Origin of the sequence: Corynebacterium sp. KPL2861 (assembly GCF_040225475.1) — a bacterium.
In the GTDB taxonomy this organism is placed as follows: Bacteria; Actinomycetota; Actinomycetes; order Mycobacteriales; family Mycobacteriaceae; genus Corynebacterium.
Window position 1 is genome coordinate 205248 of record NZ_JBEHFW010000002.1, and the last position, 21463, is coordinate 226710.

The window sequence follows — 21463 nt, forward strand, 5'->3', positions numbered from 1 at the left end:
CGGACTTTGTACGAGCGCATATCTCACCCGCCAAAGTGTCTGCCTATATGATACGGGCCAATCCCTCACCTTCACTATGTCAGGGGTACTGAATTCGCTCTAAACGATCACTGGGTACCCGCCTTAGTGTGGGAAAGAGGGGAGAGCTGCTGGCGGGCGTGTTCGATGACCTGATTGGCCAGTTTGCGGTTGGCCTTCGTGCCAATGATCGCTCCGATGCCCATGGGCATGAGTTTGCCCACCCAGGCCCACTTCATGCGCTTGGAGATCTGTTTGGTAAATACTTTAGTCAGGCGGCCATTGATGCCAGATAGCGTGGGCCCAGAAAACCGGGAAAGGGAGGCTACGGAACGCGCCCCCGTGACCGTGCTGAGGTCACCAACGAAGGTATCGACCACCGCGGAACCCTTTGAGCCCGTTAGCACCACCAGTACTAGGGCGCGGCGGCGCTCGGGAGAGGAGATATCGTCGCCGCGCAGGTATGCGGACGCCAGGATGTACCACGCAGCGGCCTCAAGAAAGACTACGGATTCCGCTCCAATGGTGGCCGCGCCCGTGAATAATCCGATGCCGGGGACGGATGCGGAGGCACCAGCGGCAGCGCCCGTGCCGGTAGTGATATTGATGAAGTGCTTATTGATAAAGCCCTGCAACTCTTGCTCAGTGGCTTCTGGGTGGTGCTTCTTTAGGTTCTTGACGTATTTGGAAATAACACCAGATTGCACGGATACGGCGCGGTCCAGGGAGTTTAGCAGCGCCTTGGTAAAGCGGCCGCTGTGCTCCGGATCGATGTCATATGTGTCAGTAGCTGCGTCATCTGGGGCGGACTTTTTAAATATGGACATGCCTTCTCCCACACCAATCCTTAATTTGTTGGGGCAGTGGTATTAATTGATTTTTACCCAGCATAGCCCTGACCTTGAAAGAAAGGGGCGGCCATGTGCGATTCGGATCGCGGCCGGCGTGCAATCTACCTAAGGTAGGGAGTATGCCTTACCCGCAGGATGGTCAACGCGACAGTGGGGACTCTTATTCCGAAGAGTCCATCGCTGCCGCGCGCTTGCGGGCCATGCGCGCACACGAGCGCGCCCGCCAGGCCCACGAGCGGGCACAAAACGCCTACGCGGATGAACTCACCGTGCGCACGACCTCCGGCTGGGTGCGCGGAGTAATCGAGGAAGACCTGCGAGTAGATCGCCCCATTAGCGCCGGGCCGGTGCGGACGTGGCGCGGCATCCCCTTCGGCGCCTCTACGTCCGGCGACAACCGCTTCCGCGCCCCACGCCCGGCACCGCGCTGGGATGGCGTGCGCGATTGCAGCCAATTCGGGCCAATCGCTCCACAGCCCACGTATTCCTGGACCGACCGCATCGTCGGCTCCGAGGACTGCTTGTACCTAGACATCGTGCGCCCCCGCACGGAGGAAAAGCTGCCCGTCGTGGTGTACCTGCACGGCGGCAGCTTTATCATGGGCTCGTCCCACATGCTCATGCTGCGCGGATTTGAGCTCGCCACCCGCATGAACGTGGTCTACGTATCCATCAACTTCCGCCTCAACACCTTGGGGTATCTGGACCTGCGCAGCCTCGGCGGTGAGTGCAGCGCCAACCCCGCCGTGGCGGATCAGATTCTGGCCCTTAACTGGGTACGGGACAATATCGCTGCCTTCGGCGGCGACCCAGACTCCGTCACCCTCATGGGCGAATCCGCGGGTGGTGCCGCGGTGCTGGCGCTGATGACCAGCCCGCCGGCCGAGGGGCTCTTCCATCGCGCCATTGCCCAATCCCCACCCATCGCGCTGGTGCATTCCCGCGCCCAATCCACCTTGTGGGCGCGCGAACTTGCGCGCCGGGTGGGCCTGCCGCGCCGGGTGAGCGTAGATGACCTGCGCCAGGAAGACTGCGCGGATGTGGTGCGCTCCGGCCAATCCATGATGTGGCGCGCCGGCGAGCTCCTGCACTTAAACTCCTGCTACGCGCCCACAGTGGACGGCGAGCTTCTGCCCGAGCACCCCATCACCGCCTTTGAGCAGGGCCACCAGCACAAAATCCCGCTGCTGATAGGCACCAATTCGGACGAAGCCAGCTTTGGCAAGTTCCTCTTTCAACGCCAAAGCGCCCGGGAGCGCGCCGCCTTGCGGCTCTTGGCCTCCTATGATCCCCACCACGCCCCCGAGGTCGTCGCCGCCTACCGCGGTGCGGTCCGACGGGAAGATTTTGCGCACCTGCTTGCCGATGCCCTCTTCTGGGCACCCTCCACCCGCATCGCCAGCGCCCACTCTGAAGTAGCCGATACCTGGATGTACCGCTTCGACTTCGCCTCTGCCGTCTTGAAGTGGCTGGGGCTAGGCGCCATGCACTCGATGGAATTGGGCAATGTCTTTGGTGATCCCCAATCCTCGCGCGCCTCCCTGTTAACCGGCTGGGGCTCGCGCGCTGAGATGGAGGAATTGACCTCCACCATGCAGGATCACTGGGCCGCGTTCATCCACGGCGGCAGCCCGAAGGCGCAGTGGCCGCGCTATGAGGGCGGTGAGCGCGCGACCATGATCTTTGATGAACAGGCCTATATCGTGCACGCCCCCAATGACGGTCGCCGCAAGGCGTGGGAGGATTACCACATGGTGGAGTGGGGAAGTGGGCGCCCAGAGCTGGTGCGCTCCCTTGGTTTCCAACCACACCGGCGGGATTAGCGGTAGACTCCACAGTGACCGCGGGCGGCGTCTTGCCCACCGCGGGGACCTCTGCTTCCGAAGGATGGATTTTTAAACCACCATGAGCTTTTTCGAAGATATCGCTTCCGCATTGGACGCCGAGGGCATTGAGTCCCGCGTCAACGAAGACGTCATGTTCGTTCCAATCACCTCTGATTTGGAAATCCAGTTTGTTGAAATCGATCCTCTCTTGCCGGCGGCCAACGTGTACATCGCTGCCGCGGATGTGGATGAAGATGATGAAGAATTCGAGGCCGTCCTGGTCTCTGTTGCCTTTTCCGTCGACGACGCCGTAGAGGCCGTTTCCCGCCACATCGCCACCGACCAGGTTGTCACCGTCTTGCGGGACCTCTTGGAAGGCACCGATGAGCGCATTGCGGAATTGGAGTTTGACCAGGATGAACTCAACCCGCATCTGGTGGTCGCGGAAGTAGGCAATGATTCTGAGCTGCGCGTATTGGTAGAAACCATCGACGGCGTGCCCTCTGCCATCGTGCGTTTCTTGGCCTTCGACTTCGATGAAGAAGACATTGAAGAGCTCGAGGATGAGGCCGTCACGGAGATGTGGCAAGTGGACGAGGAAGGCGAGGACCTCGATGAAAACGAGCGCCTTGCCCTCTTTGACAACACTGATTCTGATGACATCCCCATCGTGGAAGTCCCCGCTGAGGCCCTGGAACTGGGCACCTACACCGATTTCGACCGCCTCTTTGACGTGCTCGGATTGGTCTCGGAACAGGCTCTGGACTGGGAGGCCCAGCTCGTCAACTTTGATGAGGATGACTTCGAGGAACCAGACGTCTACGACATCTTTTGCGAAGATGCCGATGATGACGAGGACGAGGACCTTGAGTTCTTCGACACCTTCACCGAAGACGACGACGCTGTCGCCGACGACGAAGAAGGCAACAACAACTAAGCCCTAGGCCGCTTGCTGGAATCCCGCGAAAAGGGATTCCGGCGAGCGTACGGGTTTAAAGGCGCTATCCACGAGCCATACGTAGGTGGCATTTGGCCCGCGGGAGATTTCGTGGACGGCGCCAGCTAATTCTGCGGGGACAAGCGTGCGCACCCACCCTTCCGCCGTGGCGGGATCGACTACCTGCCCAAAGTTATCGGTGATGCGAATGGTGATGAGGTAGGCGGGGATGCGGCTTTCGCCGAACCCGCGGATCCGTGCCTTTACTCGTGCTCCCACGCGGTGGCGTGTAATGCTCATGCTGTAGTCCGCACCGCCTGGCGTGGGTGGCAGTTGCTTTATGGGCGGGCGCCACGTCGGGGTGGGACGAGCCAAGGACCGCGGGTGGTGCATGATGGCGGAAATTGAGCTGACGGTCTCATAGTGGTGATAGGCCAAGTCGGCGGCGATTTCCGTCGCCGTGGCGCTGGGTTGACTGGGTACTGTGTGCGAAAAGTTCTTATTTACGTTGTGCATGGCACTCACTCTAAACCGCAAGGCCGACACGAGTTCGAACAATACAAACACATGTCCGAACGAGTAGCCTAAATAGCTTTCAGACCTTCAAAGGCATAAGGTTGCACGTGCTATGAAGAGTGCTAATGCCGAACCGGCGCCCTACGAAAAGCCCAAGGTGCCGCGGGAAATCTGGGTAATGGTAACGGCGGCGTTCATTATCGCCTTAGGTTATGGCCTTATCGCACCGCTTTTGCCGCAGTTCGTGGTCAGCTTTGATGTCTCGATGGCCGCCGCCGGCCTGGTGGTCTCCATCTTCGCCGCCTCCCGGCTGATCTTCGCGCCCGTGTCTGGCTCGTTGGTAGACTGCGTCGGCTCGCGCCGCGTCTACCTGGTGGGGCTGATGACCGTTGCCGTGACCACGGGTTTGGTTGCCATTGCCCAAGAGTATTGGCACATTGTGGTGTTGCGCGCATTGGCGGGGCTTGGCTCGACCATGTTTACCGTCTCCGCGATGGGCCTTATCGTGCGCCTGTCGCCACCGTCGATTCGCGGTAAGTGCTCCGCCACCTATGCCACGGCATTCCTGCTGGGCAATGTCGCCGGCCCGGTTCTCGGCGCCAGCCTGTCTTTTCTGGGCTTTCGCTGGCCATTTTTCATCTACGGCATCGGCGTGATGCTCGCTGCTTTCGTTGTCTGGTGGCAGATGCCGCGGGTCAACCACTCCCAAACCACCACCTCGGAACTGCCGCCCATGCGCCTGCAGGAGGCCTGGGGCGATACTGCCTTCCGCGCGGTGCTGACCTCCAACTTTGCCCACGGGTGGATCAATATGGGCGTGCGCGTGTCCGTCCTGCCACTATTCGCCGCCGCCATTTTCCACAATGGCGCCGCAGCCTCGGGCTTGGCTCTCGCGGCCTTCGCCGCAGGCAATGCGATTATTCTCCAGTTCTCCGGCCGGTGGTCCGATCTCCATGGCCGCAAGCCGCTGATCTTGCTTGGCTTGGTGGGTTCTGCCATCTTCATGGTGCTCATGGGCCTGGCCACCAGCGTGTGGTTCCTCTTGCTCGTATCCGCCCTTGCGGGTGCTGCGTCAGGCCTTATCAATCCTTCCCAGACCGCCGCGGTGGCAGACATCGTGGGCAACGAGCGCTCCGGCGGCAAGGTATTGTCCGCCTTCCAGATGGCAGGAGACTTCGGCCAGATCGTGGGCCCCATGCTCATCGGGCTGCTTGCCGATGTCTATGGCTTCCCCACAGCCTTCACCGTCTGCGGCGCCATTGCCATTTTCGGCATCATTGCCTGGCTCTTCGGGCGCGAGCCCCGCCAGCAGTCCACGGTGGAAGTAGAGCGGATGCCGAAAAAATAGTTAACGGCAACCGCTCAGTGCCGACGCATCCCGCTCCACGAGGTCGAGAGCCTAAGGGTGATCGGCGCGTACCTTGAAGATTACGAGCAACAGGGCTAGAAGAGCCCTGCGACCTGGGACACGCACAGGTAGACAAAGGCCGCAGAAATGATGCCCATCAGGGTGTTGATGAACCAGCCATTGCGCCATTTTTTCGGGGTGTGCTTGGTATTCAGCAGAACCAAGAGAGTAAGTCCCAGGAAGGGCATGAAGAATGCGCCCAAGACGCCGTAGCCAATGATCAACCCGGTGGGCTTGCCCAGCAGCAGGAGCAGCATCGGCGGGAAGGTCAACCAGATGAGGTAAGCGCGGTAGTACTTACCGCCCGTGCTGGTGCTGGGGTGGCCTTGTGGGAGGTTCTTCAGGTGGCCCACGTAGTCCGCAAACATGAGGGACACACCGTTCCACACGCCCAAGCAGGAAGAGAATGCGGCAGAGAAGAATCCGACGATGAACCACTTAGAAATAAAGGTTCCGTAGCGAGCCTCCAGCACGTCCGCCATATCCACCAAGCCCTGGTCGTTATCGGAGACAGCGACATTGGCGCTATACAAAAGCTCGGCACCAAGGACTAGCGTAGCGAGCACGAAGATACCGGTGACTGCATAAGCCACAGAGTTATCCATGCGCATGACCTTCATCCACTTGGGCGTGAACCATTTCTTCTCACGTAGCCAGTAACCGTAGGCAGCAAGGGTAATGGTGCCGCCGACACCGCCGGCGATGGAGAGCACGTAGACGAAAGAACCATCCGGGATGGTGGGTACAAGGCCGCGCAGAATCTCTGGCAAATTAGGCGCGGTAATTGCTGCAATGCCCACCACGGTGACAAACATGATGCCAACTAATACGGCGGCAAGCTTTTCAAAGAGCTGGTATTGGCCCAACCACGTAAGCGCAAAGCACAAGACGCCGGTCAGGATGGCCCACATAGTCAAGCTTGTACCGGGGAAGAGCGCGCTCAATGCCAAGCCGGTGCCGGACATGGCGGCTGCGCCATATACCAATCCCCAGATGACGATGTAGGGCGCGAAGTACCACGAGGTCCAGCGCCCTAGCTCCCGCCAGCCGTGGAACATGGTGTTTCCGGTGGCCAAGCTATAGCGGCCGACGCCTTCCACCAGCACAATTTTCATAATCGTACCGACGATGACGGCCCACAACAGTGCGTAACCGTAGCGCTGGCCGGCAATCATGGTTGCCACCAAGTCGGCGGCACCGACGCCGGTGGCTGCGGCGACCAAACCCGGACCTACGAGGGTCCATTTCACCTTTGCTTGTGGCTCAGAGTTGTGTGTCTGTTGGCCTTCGTCGGATGTTGCGCCGGTGTGGTTATCTGATTGGCTCATGACACTTCCTTAAGTGGCTGTGGTGTGAATCACTTAAAGGGAATGTATCACTTTCGCGAGTAAATCGCTCCTTGAGTTAACTAATTACTAACCTCCTGGACAATGCCTGGTTGAGCACCGGGAGCGACTGGAGTGAAAAGTTTGAGATTGAAGACGGCTCTATCCTCAGTGTTCTGCTGATTCTCTGGTGCCTTGAGCTGTGGTGGAGGGTATTAGCTAAAACTTTGTTAATCGACTGATATTAAAACCAAGATTTACGGTCAAAATATTTAATTCCGTCTATCTCATATTGAAATTTGATTAAACAAACTTCATCAAGGCAGAGGTAATTCAAAATTCAGCAGTATCGGCTATGTACTCGATGCTATTCCGCTATTTAAATGGGATTTGGGGTGCTGCGACGATTGGGTCCGATTCACGGGCTTTTCGCCAGTTGACCCCATCGATGGTCACAAACTTTTCATCTTCATCTGGTTGCAGAGGAAAAAGCCGAATAGACAGGGATTCTCCTTCACCTGGAATAGGGAGTTGAAGCGCATCAGCAATTTCGCGATGAGCGTTGTAATCGCCCAAAATAACGATCCCTTCGGGCTGAAGTGCTGAGCGTGAACCTCCGTTGTAGCGTATCCGCTTCATATAGTCTTTCTGTTGCGCCACGGTAGCTACGATGCCGCGTGGGATTCTCATCTCCTGCGCTGTTCGAAATAATTCGTTCAAGCGTGCGGCGCCCGAATTGAGCGAGAGTATTCTGTCTTTGTCGTCCGGATCCAGTTGCAGAAGGGTATTTGGGGGAAAGGGTTCATCAAAGTACAGCCAGGTTATGTATTTCCTGCCTGCAGCTGATACTGTCCGTTTTCCATCACGGTTTCCACCTTTGGTGAGGACAGAGTTATCAAACTTGATGAAGCCAACCCGAAAGAGGGAATTTGCGTCGTCTGCGTGGCAAAGCATGCCATGATGTCCGAGTGCTTCACTAGGTATCATCCAGCCAAAGCGAGACTTCGAATATTTACAATCAACTTCGTAATCTTGGATTTCGAAGTCCATTACTTCGCCGTCATTAATTATGTCGTCAAACTCGCGTCGAATATTGATTTCTACGATTGACCCGAGATGGGCTGATTCAGTTTTGGAAAGCTGTTCAATCGAATAGCGTCCAGTGTGTTGGCCATCGTAGATTTGGTCAAAAGAATCACGAAAAACTTTGGCGAGCCGTTTTCCATCGGGATCAACAGACTGAAATGCCTCGATGAAAAGGGAGATTGCTTTTTCGGAATGGTGCGGAGTGGTCACAATAATTCCTAAGCCAAGGTTGGTTGCAATATTTGAGCTGGTTCGGCGGGCTGTTCCGATTTAGTTAGTGGGCGCTTACGCAATGCTTTTTTGATCTGTTCCCCTATAGCTTTGGCGACAGGGGGTGGGAATGCATTGCCAACTTGTCGCCACTGAGCAGTTTTCCCTCCTGCCCAGTTCCAATCATCTGGAAATCCCTGGATCACGCCACCCATGCGGACTGTGAGGCGCGGTAACTCTTCTTCGGAGTTCAACGAGAAGTCTGAGGAAGGCGCTTCCTCCGCGATGGAAGTGCCTTTAACGCCGAGTGCTTTCCAAGCCTGCTTTGCCCGTGTGGGGCCTACGTCAGCGCCACCGTGTTTCTTGCTTCCGCCTACGAGAGTCGGTGCAACTGTGTTTGCGTTTGTAGCCCATTTCTCTGCGCCTTTCCAGCCATTTTCGGCCATTAGATCTTTAAGAGCTTCTCCAACCGTTACTTGGTGAGGAACTTTGTTTGGCCACGCGAAAAACTCGGAGAACTCCTTCTTTAGGGCTACTAAGATGAAACGAGGTCGTAGCTGCGGAACTCCGTAATCGGCAGCTTGGAGGAGCTCCCAGAATACTTGGTATCCCAACTCTTCAAGCTTGATAATTATATTTCGGCGGTAGTCAGCGAAGCGCTTTTGGCCGAGTCCTTTTACGTTTTCCAAAAGGACAGCAGGTGGGTCTATCTCATTGATCAGGCGCAGTGCCTCTGGGAAAAGATCACGGTCATCATCGGCCCCTAACTGTTTGCCGGCAATGGAAAATGGCGGGCAAGGAACTCCTCCGGCAAAGAGATCTATTTTATGACGCCATGGTTTGCCATCGAAGTCGCGAACATCCATTTCTAGAACGTTCCACTTTCCATGAGATCCTGAATCTCCACGGTTGAGGCGTAGAGTCTGTGCAGCCCATTGGTCGACTTCGATGACAGCTTTGTGCGTGAATCCCGCATTCTCTAGTCCTAGAGCTTGACCACCGGCCCCAGCACAAATTTCTAGTGAAGTTAGTTTCTTATAGGTCACTGGGAAATCCTTTCTAGAAATTTCGTGATGCGGACGCGCGGGGCCTAGAGGTTCAACTATTTTACCTTTAGGAGCATATGCAGAGTGTGGACATATTGCTAAGCGTGTATGGAATGTCTGTTCGAAATGATTGGAGAAGTCTTGAGAAGTCTGAAATGGTTGCGAGACGAGATTCTTCTCGTTGCTGAGGTTGGAATCAAACTTGGGTGGCCTTCGTCTTGTCCGGAGCGAGAGCTGAGTCGAGTCGCTGAACTCCTGGCTGGGGGGGATTAATGCACGGAGGCGGAGTTGAACTTGGGCCTAAGTTTAGAAACGTAAATGGGGTCGGGCGAAAATACTCTGATCTATATAGTGCCAGGCCTTCCTATGTAGGAAAGCCCACTAACGGAGGTAAAGCTACGGCTGGAATTGCAGCCCTAACAGAGCAAGACCCTCAACTTGTCACCTACTTAGCGGAGGATGTGCGGAGAATGCTAGCGACTAGATCTTATCGAAGAAAAGACTTGAGCTACCTATCTTTCGATTAGGAGTGAGTTTTTCCACGGCTGGAATATCCGCTGGCGCCCAGGTCAGCTCCATTGCTTCTGCGGGGGTAACCCACCTGGTTGCGTCATGATCGCTCAGGCGAAGCTCGCCGCTGGTGAGCGTGCAATAAAAGGTGGTTAGTTCGATGGTGGCAAAGTCGTACTCGTAGATGGTCGTCGTGAGTTTGCTGCCTACGCGGGCAGTAAGGTTCAGTTCCTCGCGAATTTCGCGGGCTAAAGCCTGTTCGGGTGATTCTCCCGGTTCGATTTTTCCGCCCGGAAATTCCCAATGTCCTTCTAGGGGTTTTCCGGGTTTCTTGCGGCAGGCGAGGAAGCGATCGCCATCGTGAAAGACGGCGCCGACGACGCGGATGGGGTTAGACATAGTCCCATTGTGCCTTGAGCTAAGAAACGCTAGACAACAAGATGTAATTTAGCTAACATATCCCCAATGTTCGCGTCAGGCTGTCGCGCGGGCTTGATCATCATGCAAGCTTGAGGGGCGGTCTATCGTGACTTCTACTGATTCAGTTAATTCCTCCATCCAGAGCCATGACGGGGAAGTCCCGCGGCCTGGAGGACGGTGGAAACTCTTTGTTTATAGCGCCATTGGCGCATTCGTGTTCTTCTTTCCTGTGACGTATAAGGAAAAGAACTCCATTCCTTTGGACCACATGGTCACCATCGTGCGCGATAGCATCCCGGCGGTGGTGCCGTGGCTTATTTTTGCGCTCGCCGTGTATGGAACGGTGCGCAGCTTTAGCACTGGGGCGTTTAAGCAAAGCACACTGCAGGCGGTCTTTGCGGTCCTCAATATCGCAGGCGCGGTCATTTCCTTCCTCATGGTCATTGACGCGCTGCCGTGGGTATTGGGCGATGAGGACTTGGTTCCCTTCTTGTGGAACTCCATTGCTACGCCGGTGGGGCTTATCGTGCCCATCGGCGGTACCTTCCTGGCATTTCTTATTGGCTTTGGGCTTTTGGAATTTGTTGGGGTGCTGATGCAGCCGATTATGCGCCCGCTGTGGAAGACGCCGGGGCGCTCCGCTATCGATGCGGTGGCATCCTTCGTGGGGTCGTATTCGCTGGGCATCTTGGTCACGGACCGCGTCTATCAAAAGGGCGGTTATACCGGCAGAGAGGCTGCCGTTATTGCCACGGGGTTTTCCACGGTATCGGCGGCGTTTATGGTCATTGTGGCCAAGCAGCTGGACCTGATGAATATCTGGGGCACCTACTTTGCCGTCACACTGCTGGTGACGTTCCTGGTTACGGCCATTACCGTGCGCATCCCGCCGCTGCGGACGATTCCGGATGAATACTGCGCGGGTGTAGAGCCTGACCCGGAAAAGCCGGTGGAAGGATCGCGCTTTAAGAATGCGTGGCGCGAGGCGATGCTGGCATTGCAGCGCGCGCCGTCGCTGCCGCAGGCCATTTGGGATAACCTGCGCGATGGCGTGCGCATGGCCGCGGCCATCGTGCCGTCCATTATGTCGGTGGGCCTTATTGGCTTGCTGCTTGCGCGGTTTACCCCGATCTTTGAATGGATTGGGTACCTGTTTTATCCCTTTGCTTGGATAGTGCAGCTGCCGGAGCCGGCGCTTGGAGGCAAGGCCGCGGCGATGGGCATTGCGGAGATGTTCCTGCCCGCCACCGCGGTGGCAGGCAGTGACTCCATGGTGCTGAAATTCGTCATCGGGGTCGTGGCGGTCTCTGCCATTATCTTCTTCTCCGCTTTGGTGCCGTGCATTTTGGCCACCAAGATTCCGGTGAAGCTATCCCACCTGGTCATCATCTGGTTTGAGCGCGTAGCCCTCACCATCGTGATTGCAACCCCGATTGCGCACCTTCTGTTTTGATGTTTATTGCCCGCTTACCGCAGTGAGGTGGGCATTAACGATCTCATCGATAAGCCGCGCCGCTGCCTTGGCGGTGCGGTTGTCTATGTCAAAGGTGGGGTTGAGCTCGACGACATCGACAAGCGCGAGCTTGCCCGTCGCGGCGATGGCGACCGCCAAGGCGCGGATGCGCTCGTAGGCAACGCCGAGGCTGGCCGGGGCGGATACACCCGGCGCGGTGGAGGCGGGAAGCACGTCCAAGTCGATGGAGAGGTGCACCTTGTCCGCGGCGGCGGTGGCCTGGGTGGCGAGCGCGCCGCATTCGGCCGGGGTGAGGTTCACCAGCTCCTCATCCAAGGTGTAGTTAACGCCGAGCTTATCGGCATCGTTGAATAGCACCGCGGTGTTATTGGGGCGGGAAATACCGAAGACGGTGTAGTCAAAGTCATCGGTGAGCTGGGAAATCTGGGTAAAGGGCGTGCCGGAGGTGGCGTGGTCCGCGTGGCGGAGATCGAAGTGGGCATCCAGGTTGATGATGGGGGTGGCACCGCGCGCGCGGAATAGGCCGCGGTGGGAGCCGAAGGCGGTTTCGTGCCCGCCGCCCAAGATGATCGGCAGGGTAGCGCTGCGGACGAGTTCTTCGACCTTGTCAGATAGCGCCTCGTGTGCGCCGTCGAGATCGTCGCCTTGGGTGGTGATGGTTCCGGCATCGGCAAGCGCATGGCCGTGGTGGACCGCGAGGGAGCCAAGGGCTGTGCGCAGGGCGGCGGGGCCGGCGGCGGCACCTTGGCGGCCGCCGTTGCGCAGCACGCCCTCATCGGAGGCAAAGCCCAACAGGGTTACGGGCGCGGATTCGGCTTGGTTGATAACACTATGCCAGCGCGCGTGCTCGGGGCCGGGGCCATCGGAGCGGCCGGACCAATCGGGGGCGGGAGTAAAAAGTGGGGCTGATTCGGTATTCATAGTGCCGATACTAGAAGCGTGCGGTGAATTTGTCTGGCAGTAGCGGAATATAATTGGGCGCTGTGAGTGCTAACCGAGTCCCCGCCGCGCGCCATGCCCTAGATATCCTCAAGCTGCTATCTACTATCGATGTCCCGATTTCCGCCGCCCGCATCCAAGGCGAGCTCGGCCTGCCGCGCTCGACCACGTACCACCTGCTCGCGGAAATGGTCGATGCCGGGTTCGTCGCGCACCTGCCCGAGCACAAGACCTATGGCCTGGGGCTGGCCGCGTATTCGATGGCCTCTGCGTATGTAACCCAGCAGCCGCTGGTGCGCATGGCCACGCGTGATCTGGAGGAATGCGCGCGGTTGGTAGGTGGATCTGGGCACCTTTCGCGCATGGCAGGCTCGGAGATTTTATACCTGCAGGAGGTCCGCGCGCCGGGTGCGACCTCCTTGGTCACGGAGGTGGGGGTGCGCCTGCAGGCGCATAAGACGGCATCGGGCAGGGTGATGCTGGCGCACCTGCCGGAATGGGAGGTCAAGGCCGCCTTCGATACTGCGGGCGGGGAAAATTTTGGTTTCCTTAAAAAGCAGCTGGACCGGGCCCTTGCGCGCGGATGGGACCAAGAGGTGGAAGAAATCTCGCGGGGGCAGGCCTCGGTGGCAGTGCCCATCCTGGACCACCTGGAGCGGCCTGCTGCGGCCATTGCGGTGACCTATCCCGTGTCCACGCCGGCAGATAGGGTAGAGGCGCTCATTGCGGCGCTGCGCCAGGCCGCGGAGAAAGTCGCGGGGAAAATGTATCGCCAGCGCGAAAAGTGAGGTACCATGCGGGCTAGCGCGTTAGGCTGTGACGTGAGCTATATTTTGCTGCCCTAAAGACACTAGGAGTCATCATGCCTAATGCATACTCATCCACCGTTACCGTCGGCGTCGGAGCGCTGACCATTGAGGAAGTCGTGGCGGTTGCCCGTTACGGCGCCACGGTAGAAATCTCCGCCGAGGCCCTGGACGAGGTTGCCTCCACGCGCGACCGGGTCGAAGAACTGGCCCAGGATCCCACGCCGGTCTACGGAATCTCCACCGGTTTCGGCGCGCTTGCCCGCCGCCACATTCCAGAAGAGATGCGCGCGCAGTTGCAGCTATCCCTGGTGCGCTCCCACGCGGCCGGCACCGGCCCTGAGGTAGAAGAAGAAGTCATCCGCGCGCTCATGCTGCTGCGCCTATCCACCCTGTGCACCGGCCGTACCGGCGTGCGCCCCGTGGTGGTAGAAACCTACGCCAAGGCCCTTAACGCCGGCATCGTGCCGGTGGTGCGCGAATACGGTTCGCTGGGCTGCTCCGGCGACTTGGCCCCGCTGGCCCACTGCGCCCTAGCGCTCTTGGGCGAGGGCGAGGTGCGCGTGGGCGGCGAGCTCAAGGACGCCGGCGAGGCCCTTGCCGCCGCCGGCATCGAGCCGCTGGAGCTGCGCGAAAAGGAGGGCCTTGCCCTTATCAACGGCACCGATGGCATGCTGGGCCAGCTCTGCCTGGCCATCACTGACCTGCGCGCGGCCGCCAAGACCGCCGATATCGCCACCGCCATGACGGTAGAAGGCCTGCTCGGCACCCTCGTTGTCTTTGCCGATGACCTGCAGCAGTTGCGCCCGCACCCAGGTCAGGCCGATTCCGCTGCCAATATCCGCCAGGTGGCAGACGGCTCCGAAATCCTCGCCGCGGCGCTGGAGGAGTTCAAGAAGAACCAGGTTCAGGACGCCTACTCGGTGCGTTGCGCGCCGCAGGTGGCCGGCGGTTTCCGCGATACCTTGGCACACACCGCGCAGGTAGCAGAGCGCGAGCTCGCCGCCGCCGTTGATAACCCGGTGGTGGCCAAGGACGGCCGCGTGGTCTCCAACGGCAACTTCCACGGCGCCCCGGTGGCCTATGCGCTTGATTTCCTCTCCATCGTTACCGCGGATCTGGCGTCCATCTCTGAGCGCCGCACCGACCGCTTCCTGGATCCGGCCCGCAACCGCGGCTTGAACGCCTTTCTTGCCGATGACCCCGGTGTCGACTCCGGCCACATGATCGCCCAATACGCCCAGGCGGGCATCGTCAGCGAATTAAAGCGCCTGGCCACACCGGCCTCGGCCGATTCCATTCCTTCTTCTGCCATGCAGGAAGACCACGTGTCTATGGGTTGGTCAGCCGCCCGCAAGCTGCGCAAGGCCGTTGATGGCCTGCAGCGCGTCCTGGCAGTGGAAATCCTCACCGCAGCGCGCGCCATCGACATGCGTGAGGGAACACCCGCTGGCGGCACAGGCGCGGTCATTGCCGCCCTGCGTGAGACCGTTCCTGGCCCCGGTACCGACCGCTACCTATCGCCGGAAATCGAGGAGACCGTGCGCCTGGTCAAGTCTGGCGCGCTGATCGATGCCGTCGAGGCCGCCACCGGAATGCTGCGTGGTTAATATGGCTTCTTTAAAGTGGAACCCGCAGTCCGAGCCGAACCCGCTGCCGTATTCGCCGTTTAAGTCCAGCACGGTGCCGCGTCCCATTGGGTGGTTGTCCAGTATTGATAGCGAGGGCCGAGAAAATATCGCCCCGTATAGCCAGTGGCAAAACCTGACCCACCCATGGTGATGTTCTCCGCCAATCAATACCCGGATGGTCGGCGAAAGGACACTGTGCTCAATGCGGAGGAAACCGGCTGGTTTGTGTGGAATATGGCCACCTATGAACTGCGTGAAGAGGTTAATAAGTCCGCACAGGTGCTCGAACATGGCGATAGCGAATGGGAGCGCCTGAATGTCACCAAGGAATACGCGGAGAACTACCGCATCCCCATGGTGAAAGAGTCCCCAGTGAAATTTGAGTGCGAATACAAGACCACGCTGCGCCTGCCGGGAAATTCCAAGGTCGGCACGATTGACCTCGTGGTTGCGGACGTGAAGACCATCCACATTGATGAATCCGTTGTTGATAAGGATGGCAAACTCGATATCGTCCGGATTAAACCCATTGCACGCATGGGCTATTTCGACTACACGGTGGTTACCGAAAAGTTTGAGATGCGTGTTCCCGGATCGGACGATGCCGCTCGTGCCGGGCTAGAGGGCTCTGCGTAACGCCTGCGCCATCGCCACTTGGCCCGCATGGGTGGGGTGCATGGGGAAGGAATCGGTATCCTGCCCCGTAAAGTCCACCCACGGCTCATCCGAGCAGGCGGAATGCTGCGGGGCATCGTCAGGCAGCACGTAGGTGGCGCCGTTGCGTTCGGCGGCCTCGCGCACCGCTTTGTTGATGCGCTGAATGGTATCTGCCAACCACTCCCGGTCTGTGGCCGGGATTTTTTCTATGAAGGGGCAAGTCTCGCCGGGATTGATGAGGGGTATATAGCCGGTGGCAAGGACCTTCGCCTCAGGTGAGCGGTGGGCGATTTCCCCGTAGACCTTGTCTAGGCGTTGGGGCAGATCGTGTAGCTCCAGTTCTATTTGCGGGCCCGATTCGTCTTGGCATATATCGTCCGTTGCGCATTGGGTCAGGCGCACAAAGCTGGCATCGTTGCCGCCGATGCTCAAGGAAACAAGGGACGTATCCGCAGCCAGCGCGTCCACCTGGGCGGGGTGCTCGCCCGCGGAGGATAAAACATCCAGCGTGCTCGCGCCCTGGCAGGCGACGTTGCGGAAAGAACTCGTGGAGATTTCCTCCGCGGCGAGTTCTGGGTAGGAATCTTGTGCTCTGGCGCAGGAATCGGGCGGATCCAGCGGGAGCGTCGTCGAGCCCATCGCAGCATAGGAATCCCCGAGGGCCACATAGTTTTCGGGGACTTCTGGAACTTCCTCTGGCTGCGAGGAACATCCTGCAAGCAGGCAGGCGGCGGCGAGGGCGGGCAATACGTGGCGCATGAATGCCATCGTAGCCGCAGAGTCTGAAATGCCAGACAGTTGGTGACTGAGCAAGCTCTAAATACGTTGTGCATCACACTAAATTGATATCTGTGACGCTCGCCAAGCCCCCGGGAGACAGCCCCGGGAAACCGGCCTTGGGGTAGGGCACGGCGTCGATAAGCACGAGCGAAAGGAAGCCATGTCTGAACCACGCGAAGTCCGCGCACCCCGCGGCACCGAACTCAACGCAAAATCCTGGCAAACCGAAGCGCCATTGCGCATGCTGATGAATAACCTCGACCCAGAGGTGGCAGAGCGCCCCGAGGACCTCGTGGTCTACGGCGGCACCGGCCGCGCAGCACGTAGCTGGGAGGCCTTCGATGCCATTGTGGAATCGCTGAAGGACCTGGAAAGCGATGAAACCCTCCTCGTCCAATCCGGCAAGCCGGTGGGCATCTGGAAGACCAATGAATGGGCACCGCGCGTGCTCATCGCCAACTCCAACCTCGTGGGCGACTGGGCTAACTGGGAACACTTCCGCAAGCTCGAGGACGAGGGCTTGATGATGTACGGCCAGATGACGGCCGGTTCCTGGATCTACATTGCCACCCAGGGCATCCTGCAGGGCACCTACGAGACCTTCGCAGCCGTGGCCAAGAAGCGCTTCGAGGGCAGTCTGGCCGGCACCCTGAGCCTGACCGGTGGGTGCGGCGGCATGGGCGGTGCCCAACCGCTCGCCGTGACGCTCAATGGGGGAGCGGTGCTCATCGTTGATGTGGATGAGCACCGCCTGCGCCGCCGCCAGCACAAACGCTACCTCGATGAAGTGGTCACCGATTTGGACGAGGCCCTGCGCTTGGTCCTCGATGCCAAGGAAAACAAGAAGGCCCTTTCCGTCGGCCTGGTGGGCAATGCCGCCGAGGTCTTCCCCGAGGTGCTGCGCCGCCAGCGCGCCGGGGAGTTCAAGGTAGACATCGTCACCGACCAGACCTCCGCGCACGACCCACTGTCCTACCTGCCCACCGAAATCACCGTGGATGACTGGCAGTCCGAGGCCAAGGCTGATCCCACGACCTTTACCAAAAAGGCCCGCGAATCCATGGCCGCACAGGTCCAGGCGATGGTGGAATTCCAGGACGAGGGCGCCGAGGTCTTTGACTACGGCAATTCCATCCGCGATGAGGCCCGCCACGCCGGCTACCAGCGCGCATTCGAATTCCCCGGCTTCGTTCCCGCCTATATCCGCCCGCTCTTCTGCGAGGGAATGGGCCCATTCCGCTGGGCAGCGCTGTCTGGCGATCCAGAGGACATCAAGGTCACCGACCAAGCCCTAAAGGAGCTCTTCCCAGAAAACGAGCACCTGCACAACTGGCTGGACGCCGCCGAGGAATACGTCGAGTTCGAGGGTCTGCCCGCCCGCATCTGCTGGCTCGGTTACAACGAGCGACACAAGGCCGGCCTGCTCTTCAATGACCTCGTGCGCGAGGGCAAGATCAAGGCCCCCATCGTCATCGGCCGCGACCACCTCGATTCCGGCTCGGTTGCCTCGCCGTACCGCGAGACCGAAGCCATGCTCGATGGCACCGACGCCGTCGCTGACTGGCCGCTGCTCAACGCCATGACCGCCGTATCTTCCGGCGCTACCTGGGTCTCCCTCCACCACGGCGGCGGAGTGGGCATGGGCCGCTCCATCCACGCCGGCCAGGTCACGGTTGCCGATGGCACCGATCTCGCCGCCGCCAAGCTGCGCGCCGTGCTGACCAATGACCCAGGCATGGGCGTTATCCGCCACGTCGATGCCGGGTACTCTCGCGCAGAGGAAGTAGCCAAAGAACGCGGCGTTCGCGTTCCCATGGAATTTAAGGCAAGGGATTAAATGAGCACACTTTTTACCGGAATTTCAGAACTCCGCACGGTCAGCGAGCACGGCACGCTTAACGATGCCGCCCTCATCGCCGACCACGGCACCATCGCCTGGATTGGCCCCGCCTCCCAGGCGCCCGCCGCCGATGACCAGGTGGACCTAGGCGGGCGTGCCGTCCTGCCGGGTTGGGTGGATTCGCACACCCACATGGTCTTCGACGGCGACCGCTCCGCTGAGTTCGAGGCCCGCATGTCCGGCGGTTCCTACGAGGCCGGCGGCATCGCGGTGACCATGGACGCCACCCGGGAGGCGGGGGCGGAGCGTTTGGATAAGCTCGTCGCCGAGCGCGTGGCCGCTGGCCGCCGCGGTGGCACCACCACCTTCGAGACCAAGACCGGCTACGGCCTCAACACGGAATCTGAAGTGGAAGCCGCGCGCGTGGCATCCCAGCACGTCGATGACGTCACGTTCTTGGGTGCCCACCTCGTGCCGCCGGGAGCGGATGCGGAAGACTACCTCGATGAGGTCGTCGGCCCGATGCTGGACGGCGTTGCCGAATACGTCCAGTGGATCGACGTCTTCTGCGAGCGCGGCGCGTTCAATGAAGAGCAGTCGCGCCGCGTTCTCGAAGCCGGTAAAAAATTGGGCCTTGGCCTGCGTGTGCACGGCAACCAGCTTGGCGAGGGCCCGGGGGTTAGCCTCGCGGTCGAGCTTGGCGCCGCCTCGGTGGACCATGTGAACTATCTGAGCGATAGTGACATCGAAAAGCTCGCCGCATCCGAGACCGTAGCCACCATGCTCCCAGCCTGCGATCTCTCCACGCGCGAGCCCTTAGCGCCTGGCCGTGCGCTTCTCGATGCCGGCGCCACCCTCGCCATCGCCTCCAACCTCAACCCAGGTACCTCCTATACCTCGTCGATGAACTACTGCGTGACCACGGCCGTCCTGCAGCAGCACCTATCCGTCGACGAGGCCATCCACGCCGCCACTACCGGCGGTGCCACGGCGTTGCGCCGCCATAATGTGGGCAACGGACTCGACCCGCAGGGCCGCCCCGCGAAGGGCACCCTGGTGGAGGGCGCTGCCGCTGACCTGCACGTGCTCGATGCTCCTAGCGCGGTGCACTTGGCCTACCGGCCGGGCATGCCGCTGAGCTACCGCACGTTCGTGGCGGGGGTATAGCGAGGAATGGAGTTTGCCGCCGGTATCGCGTAGGGTTGGACGAGCAATGAGCATTACCGATAACGCCACCGGCGGCGTAAACGAGCCGGAAGATTTTAATAAGTCGGAATCTCAGGACAAATCGCAAGGTGTCAACCAGGACACCAGGGCTGCGAATACTTCTGAGGGCACCGGCGCTGAGTCCAAGGACTCGGCCAACGACAACTCCCAGGGGTTCGAGCACCTCGGCCTGCCAGATAAAATTCTGCAAGCTGTTGCGAAAGTAGGCTTCACCACGCCGTCCCCCATCCAAGCAGAAACCATCCCGATCCTGATGGAAGGCCGCGACGTCGTGGGCCTTGCACAGACCGGTACCGGCAAGACCGCAGCCTTCGCGCTGCCGGTCTTGTCCCAGCTTGACCCGCAAGCGCGCCACCCGCAGGCACTCGTCCTTGCGCCTACCCGCGAGCTCGCCCTGCAGGTTGCAGACGCCTTCCAATCCTTCGCGGAAACCCTCAAGGGCATCGAGGTTCTTCCCATCTACGGTGGCCAGGCCTACGGCATCCAGCTGTCTGGTCTGCGCCGCGGAGCCCAGGTCATCGTGGGTACCCCGGGTCGCGTCATCGACCACCTGGAGAAGGGCTCGCTTGACCTGTCCCAGCTGCAGTTCCTCGTCCTCGATGAGGCCGATGAGATGCTGAACATGGGCTTCCAGGAAGACGTCGAGCGCATCCTGGAAAGCACCCCGGACCGCAAGCAGGTGGCGCTTTTCTCCGCCACCATGCCTAACGCCATCCGCCGTCTGTCCAAGCAGTACCTGCACAACCCGGCGGAAGTAACCGTTAAGTCCGAGCGTCGCACCAACGACAACATCAAGCAGCGCTTCTTGCTGATTCCGCACCGCGCAAAGATGGATGCCTTTACCCGCATCCTCGAGGTCATTACCTATGACGCCATCATCGTCTTCTGCCGCACCAAGCATGAGACCGAAGAGGTGGCCGAGGCCTTGCGCGATCGCGGTTACAGCGCTGCTGCCATTAACGGCGACATCGCCCAGGCGCAGCGCGAGCGCACCGTCGACCAGCTTAAGGATGGCCGCCTAGACATCCTCGTCGCTACCGACGTCGCCGCTCGTGGCCTCGACGTCGAGCGCATCACCCACGTGGTGAACTTCGACATCCCGAACGATACCGAGTCCTACGTGCACCGCATCGGCCGTACTGGCCGTGCCGGCCGCTCCGGCGAGGCAATCCTGTTCGTCACCCCGCGCGAGCGCCGCATGCTGCGCTCCATTGAGCGCGTAACCAACGCTCGCCTCGAAGAGATGGACCTGCCCTCCGTCGATGAGGTCAATGAGAAGCGCAAGGAAAAGTTTGCGCAGGCCATTACCCAGTCCATGGACAACAAGCAGGCCGATTTCTTCCGCAACTTGGTGCGCAAGTACTCGGAAGACAATGACGTCGCGATGGATGACATCGCCGCGGCCTTGGCCGTCATGCACCAGGGTGGCAAGAACTTCCTATTGGAAGACAAGCCTTTGCCCAAGCCAAAGAAGGACCGCCGCGATCGCGATGACCGCAAGCGCGACCGCGACTTCAAGGGCGGCGGCAAGAACCGCGGCGGTTCCAAGCGGCCGGATGGTGACTTTGAGACGTACAGGTTGGACGTCGGCAAGCGCCAGAATGTCCGCCCAGGTGCCATCGTCGGTGCTATCGCCAACGAAGGTGGCCTCTCCGCCAAGGACTTCGGGCGCATCACCATTGCGGTGGGGCACACGCTCGTGGACCTTCCGAAGAACATGGACCCGGCTGTGCTGGATCGCCTGAAGGATACCCGGATTTCTGGCCAGCTCATCAAGATTCAGAAGGATACCGGTCGCCCGCCTCGCCGTGATGGCGGCGGCGGTGGACGCAAACATGGTGGTCGCTTCCGCGACTAATTAAACCTCCAAAGGGCCTCTTTTTAGAGGCCCTTTTTTCATGCCCTGTGACCTGCGCTTTTACTATAAACGGGGGTAGCGTGTCGGGGCGGTTTTGT

General features: G+C 59.7%; 19 protein-coding genes. 11 read left to right on the forward strand and 8 right to left on the reverse strand.

Annotated elements, in window-relative coordinates; all coding sequences use genetic code 11:
• Window positions 1-107: 107 nt before the first annotated feature.
• Window positions 108-845, reverse strand: coding sequence for a hypothetical protein (locus ABRP84_RS02575; RefSeq protein ID WP_349852602.1), 738 nt, complete (start codon window positions 843-845; stop codon window positions 108-110).
• A 143-nt stretch (window positions 846-988) separates the two neighbouring features.
• Between ABRP84_RS02575 and ABRP84_RS02580 the strand changes: the two genes are divergently transcribed.
• Complete coding sequence (locus tag ABRP84_RS02580; RefSeq protein ID WP_349852603.1) at window positions 989-2692, forward strand: carboxylesterase/lipase family protein; 1704 nt, start codon at window positions 989-991, stop codon at window positions 2690-2692.
• A gap of 82 nt (window positions 2693-2774) precedes the next feature.
• Window positions 2775-3632: a DNA primase gene (locus ABRP84_RS02585; RefSeq protein ID WP_349852604.1), complete on the forward strand. Its 858-nt coding sequence runs from the start codon at window positions 2775-2777 to the stop codon at window positions 3630-3632.
• 3 nt (window positions 3633-3635) lie between these two features.
• Here the strand turns inward: ABRP84_RS02585 and ABRP84_RS02590 are convergent, their stop codons facing one another.
• Window positions 3636-4148: a hypothetical protein gene (locus ABRP84_RS02590; RefSeq protein WP_349837807.1), complete on the reverse strand. Its 513-nt coding sequence runs from the start codon at window positions 4146-4148 to the stop codon at window positions 3636-3638.
• Between the two features lie 112 nt (window positions 4149-4260).
• Between ABRP84_RS02590 and ABRP84_RS02595 the strand changes: the two genes are divergently transcribed.
• Window positions 4261-5496, forward strand: coding sequence for an MFS transporter (locus ABRP84_RS02595; RefSeq protein WP_349852605.1), 1236 nt, complete (start codon window positions 4261-4263; stop codon window positions 5494-5496).
• Between the two features lie 95 nt (window positions 5497-5591).
• Here the strand turns inward: ABRP84_RS02595 and ABRP84_RS02600 are convergent, their stop codons facing one another.
• From ABRP84_RS02600 to ABRP84_RS02615, 4 genes are all read right to left on the reverse strand, one after another.
• A complete protein-coding gene (locus ABRP84_RS02600; protein WP_349852606.1) occupies window positions 5592-6884 on the reverse strand; it encodes an Nramp family divalent metal transporter in 1293 nt (430 codons plus the stop codon).
• Window positions 6885-7256: 372 nt separating this feature from the next.
• Window positions 7257-8177 (reverse strand): NaeI family type II restriction endonuclease, encoded by a 921-nt coding sequence (locus tag ABRP84_RS02605; RefSeq protein WP_349852607.1) that lies wholly within the window; start codon window positions 8175-8177, stop codon window positions 7257-7259.
• An 8-nt stretch (window positions 8178-8185) separates the two neighbouring features.
• Window positions 8186-9223: a DNA cytosine methyltransferase gene (locus tag ABRP84_RS02610; protein WP_349852608.1), complete on the reverse strand. Its 1038-nt coding sequence runs from the start codon at window positions 9221-9223 to the stop codon at window positions 8186-8188.
• A 480-nt stretch (window positions 9224-9703) separates the two neighbouring features.
• Window positions 9704-10132, reverse strand: a complete 429-nt coding sequence (locus ABRP84_RS02615) for a (deoxy)nucleoside triphosphate pyrophosphohydrolase (RefSeq protein ID WP_349852609.1) — start codon at window positions 10130-10132, stop codon at window positions 9704-9706.
• A gap of 127 nt (window positions 10133-10259) precedes the next feature.
• On the opposite strand from ABRP84_RS02615, the gene ABRP84_RS02620 reads away from it, so the two are divergent.
• Entirely contained in the window at window positions 10260-11606 is a 1347-nt protein-coding gene (locus ABRP84_RS02620) for a YjiH family protein (RefSeq protein ID WP_349852610.1), read from the forward strand.
• Between the two features lie 3 nt (window positions 11607-11609).
• Here the strand turns inward: ABRP84_RS02620 and hutG are convergent, their stop codons facing one another.
• Complete coding sequence (gene hutG, locus ABRP84_RS02625) at window positions 11610-12548, reverse strand: formimidoylglutamase (protein ID WP_349852611.1); 939 nt, start codon at window positions 12546-12548, stop codon at window positions 11610-11612.
• A 62-nt stretch (window positions 12549-12610) separates the two neighbouring features.
• Here hutG and ABRP84_RS02630 point away from each other — a divergent pair, with 62 nt between their 5' ends.
• The 4 genes from ABRP84_RS02630 (at window position 12611) to ABRP84_RS02645 (ending at window position 15639) form a co-directional block, all read left to right on the forward strand.
• Window positions 12611-13354, forward strand: a complete 744-nt coding sequence (locus ABRP84_RS02630; RefSeq protein ID WP_349852612.1) for an IclR family transcriptional regulator — start codon at window positions 12611-12613, stop codon at window positions 13352-13354.
• 74 nt (window positions 13355-13428) lie between these two features.
• Entirely contained in the window at window positions 13429-14982 is a 1554-nt protein-coding gene (gene hutH, locus ABRP84_RS02635) for a histidine ammonia-lyase (RefSeq protein ID WP_349852613.1), read from the forward strand.
• 1 nt (window position 14983) lies between these two features.
• Window positions 14984-15154, forward strand: coding sequence for a hypothetical protein (locus ABRP84_RS02640; protein ID WP_349852614.1), 171 nt, complete (start codon window positions 14984-14986; stop codon window positions 15152-15154).
• Complete coding sequence (locus ABRP84_RS02645; RefSeq protein ID WP_349852615.1) at window positions 15127-15639, forward strand: flavin reductase family protein; 513 nt, start codon at window positions 15127-15129, stop codon at window positions 15637-15639. Before ABRP84_RS02640 ends, ABRP84_RS02645 begins: the two co-directional genes overlap by 28 nt.
• On the opposite strand, the gene ABRP84_RS02650 is transcribed toward ABRP84_RS02645, so the two are convergent.
• The gene (locus ABRP84_RS02650) at window positions 15622-16419 is read right to left on the reverse strand and encodes an SGNH/GDSL hydrolase family protein (protein ID WP_349852616.1); all 798 of its coding nucleotides are present in this window, start codon (window positions 16417-16419) and stop codon (window positions 15622-15624) included. The two genes, ABRP84_RS02645 and ABRP84_RS02650, sit on opposite strands and share 18 nt — an antisense overlap.
• A 181-nt stretch (window positions 16420-16600) precedes the next feature.
• On the opposite strand from ABRP84_RS02650, the gene hutU reads away from it, so the two are divergent.
• From hutU to ABRP84_RS02665, 3 genes are read left to right on the forward strand one after another with little or no spacing between them, the layout of a single operon-like run.
• Window positions 16601-18277 (forward strand): urocanate hydratase, encoded by a 1677-nt coding sequence (hutU, locus tag ABRP84_RS02655; RefSeq protein ID WP_349852617.1) that lies wholly within the window; start codon window positions 16601-16603, stop codon window positions 18275-18277.
• Window positions 18278-19447: an imidazolonepropionase gene (hutI, locus tag ABRP84_RS02660; protein ID WP_349852618.1), complete on the forward strand. Its 1170-nt coding sequence runs from the start codon at window positions 18278-18280 to the stop codon at window positions 19445-19447.
• A gap of 46 nt (window positions 19448-19493) precedes the next feature.
• Window positions 19494-21365 carry a DEAD/DEAH box helicase gene (locus tag ABRP84_RS02665; RefSeq protein ID WP_349852619.1) on the forward strand — a complete coding sequence of 624 codons (1872 nt, stop codon included), beginning with the start codon at window positions 19494-19496 and terminating at the stop codon, window positions 21363-21365.
• Window positions 21366-21463 lie beyond the last annotated feature (98 nt).

What these genes read in the sequence shown, in the direction of transcription:
- hutG (WP_349852611.1), bottom strand. Translation starts at nt 12,548, where the DNA reads ATGAATACCGAATCAGCCCCACTTTTTACTCCCGCCCCCGATTGGTCC.
- ABRP84_RS02585 (WP_349852604.1), top strand. Translation starts at nt 2,775, where the DNA reads ATGAGCTTTTTCGAAGATATCGCTTCCGCATTGGACGCCGAGGGCATT.
- hutH (WP_349852613.1), top strand. Translation starts at nt 13,429, where the DNA reads ATGCCTAATGCATACTCATCCACCGTTACCGTCGGCGTCGGAGCGCTG.
- ABRP84_RS02650 (WP_349852616.1), bottom strand. Translation starts at nt 16,419, where the DNA reads ATGCGCCACGTATTGCCCGCCCTCGCCGCCGCCTGCCTGCTTGCAGGA.
- hutI (WP_349852618.1), top strand. Translation starts at nt 18,278, where the DNA reads ATGAGCACACTTTTTACCGGAATTTCAGAACTCCGCACGGTCAGCGAG.
- ABRP84_RS02665 (WP_349852619.1), top strand. Translation starts at nt 19,494, where the DNA reads ATGAGCATTACCGATAACGCCACCGGCGGCGTAAACGAGCCGGAAGAT.
- ABRP84_RS02580 (WP_349852603.1), top strand. Translation starts at nt 989, where the DNA reads ATGCCTTACCCGCAGGATGGTCAACGCGACAGTGGGGACTCTTATTCC.
- ABRP84_RS02600 (WP_349852606.1), bottom strand. Translation starts at nt 6,884, where the DNA reads ATGAGCCAATCAGATAACCACACCGGCGCAACATCCGACGAAGGCCAA.
- ABRP84_RS02590 (WP_349837807.1), bottom strand. Translation starts at nt 4,148, where the DNA reads ATGCACAACGTAAATAAGAACTTTTCGCACACAGTACCCAGTCAACCC.
- ABRP84_RS02615 (WP_349852609.1), bottom strand. Translation starts at nt 10,132, where the DNA reads ATGTCTAACCCCATCCGCGTCGTCGGCGCCGTCTTTCACGATGGCGAT.
- ABRP84_RS02595 (WP_349852605.1), top strand. Translation starts at nt 4,261, where the DNA reads ATGAAGAGTGCTAATGCCGAACCGGCGCCCTACGAAAAGCCCAAGGTG.
- ABRP84_RS02640 (WP_349852614.1), top strand. Translation starts at nt 14,984, where the DNA reads ATGGCTTCTTTAAAGTGGAACCCGCAGTCCGAGCCGAACCCGCTGCCG.
- ABRP84_RS02575 (WP_349852602.1), bottom strand. Translation starts at nt 845, where the DNA reads ATGTCCATATTTAAAAAGTCCGCCCCAGATGACGCAGCTACTGACACA.
- hutU (WP_349852617.1), top strand. Translation starts at nt 16,601, where the DNA reads ATGTCTGAACCACGCGAAGTCCGCGCACCCCGCGGCACCGAACTCAAC.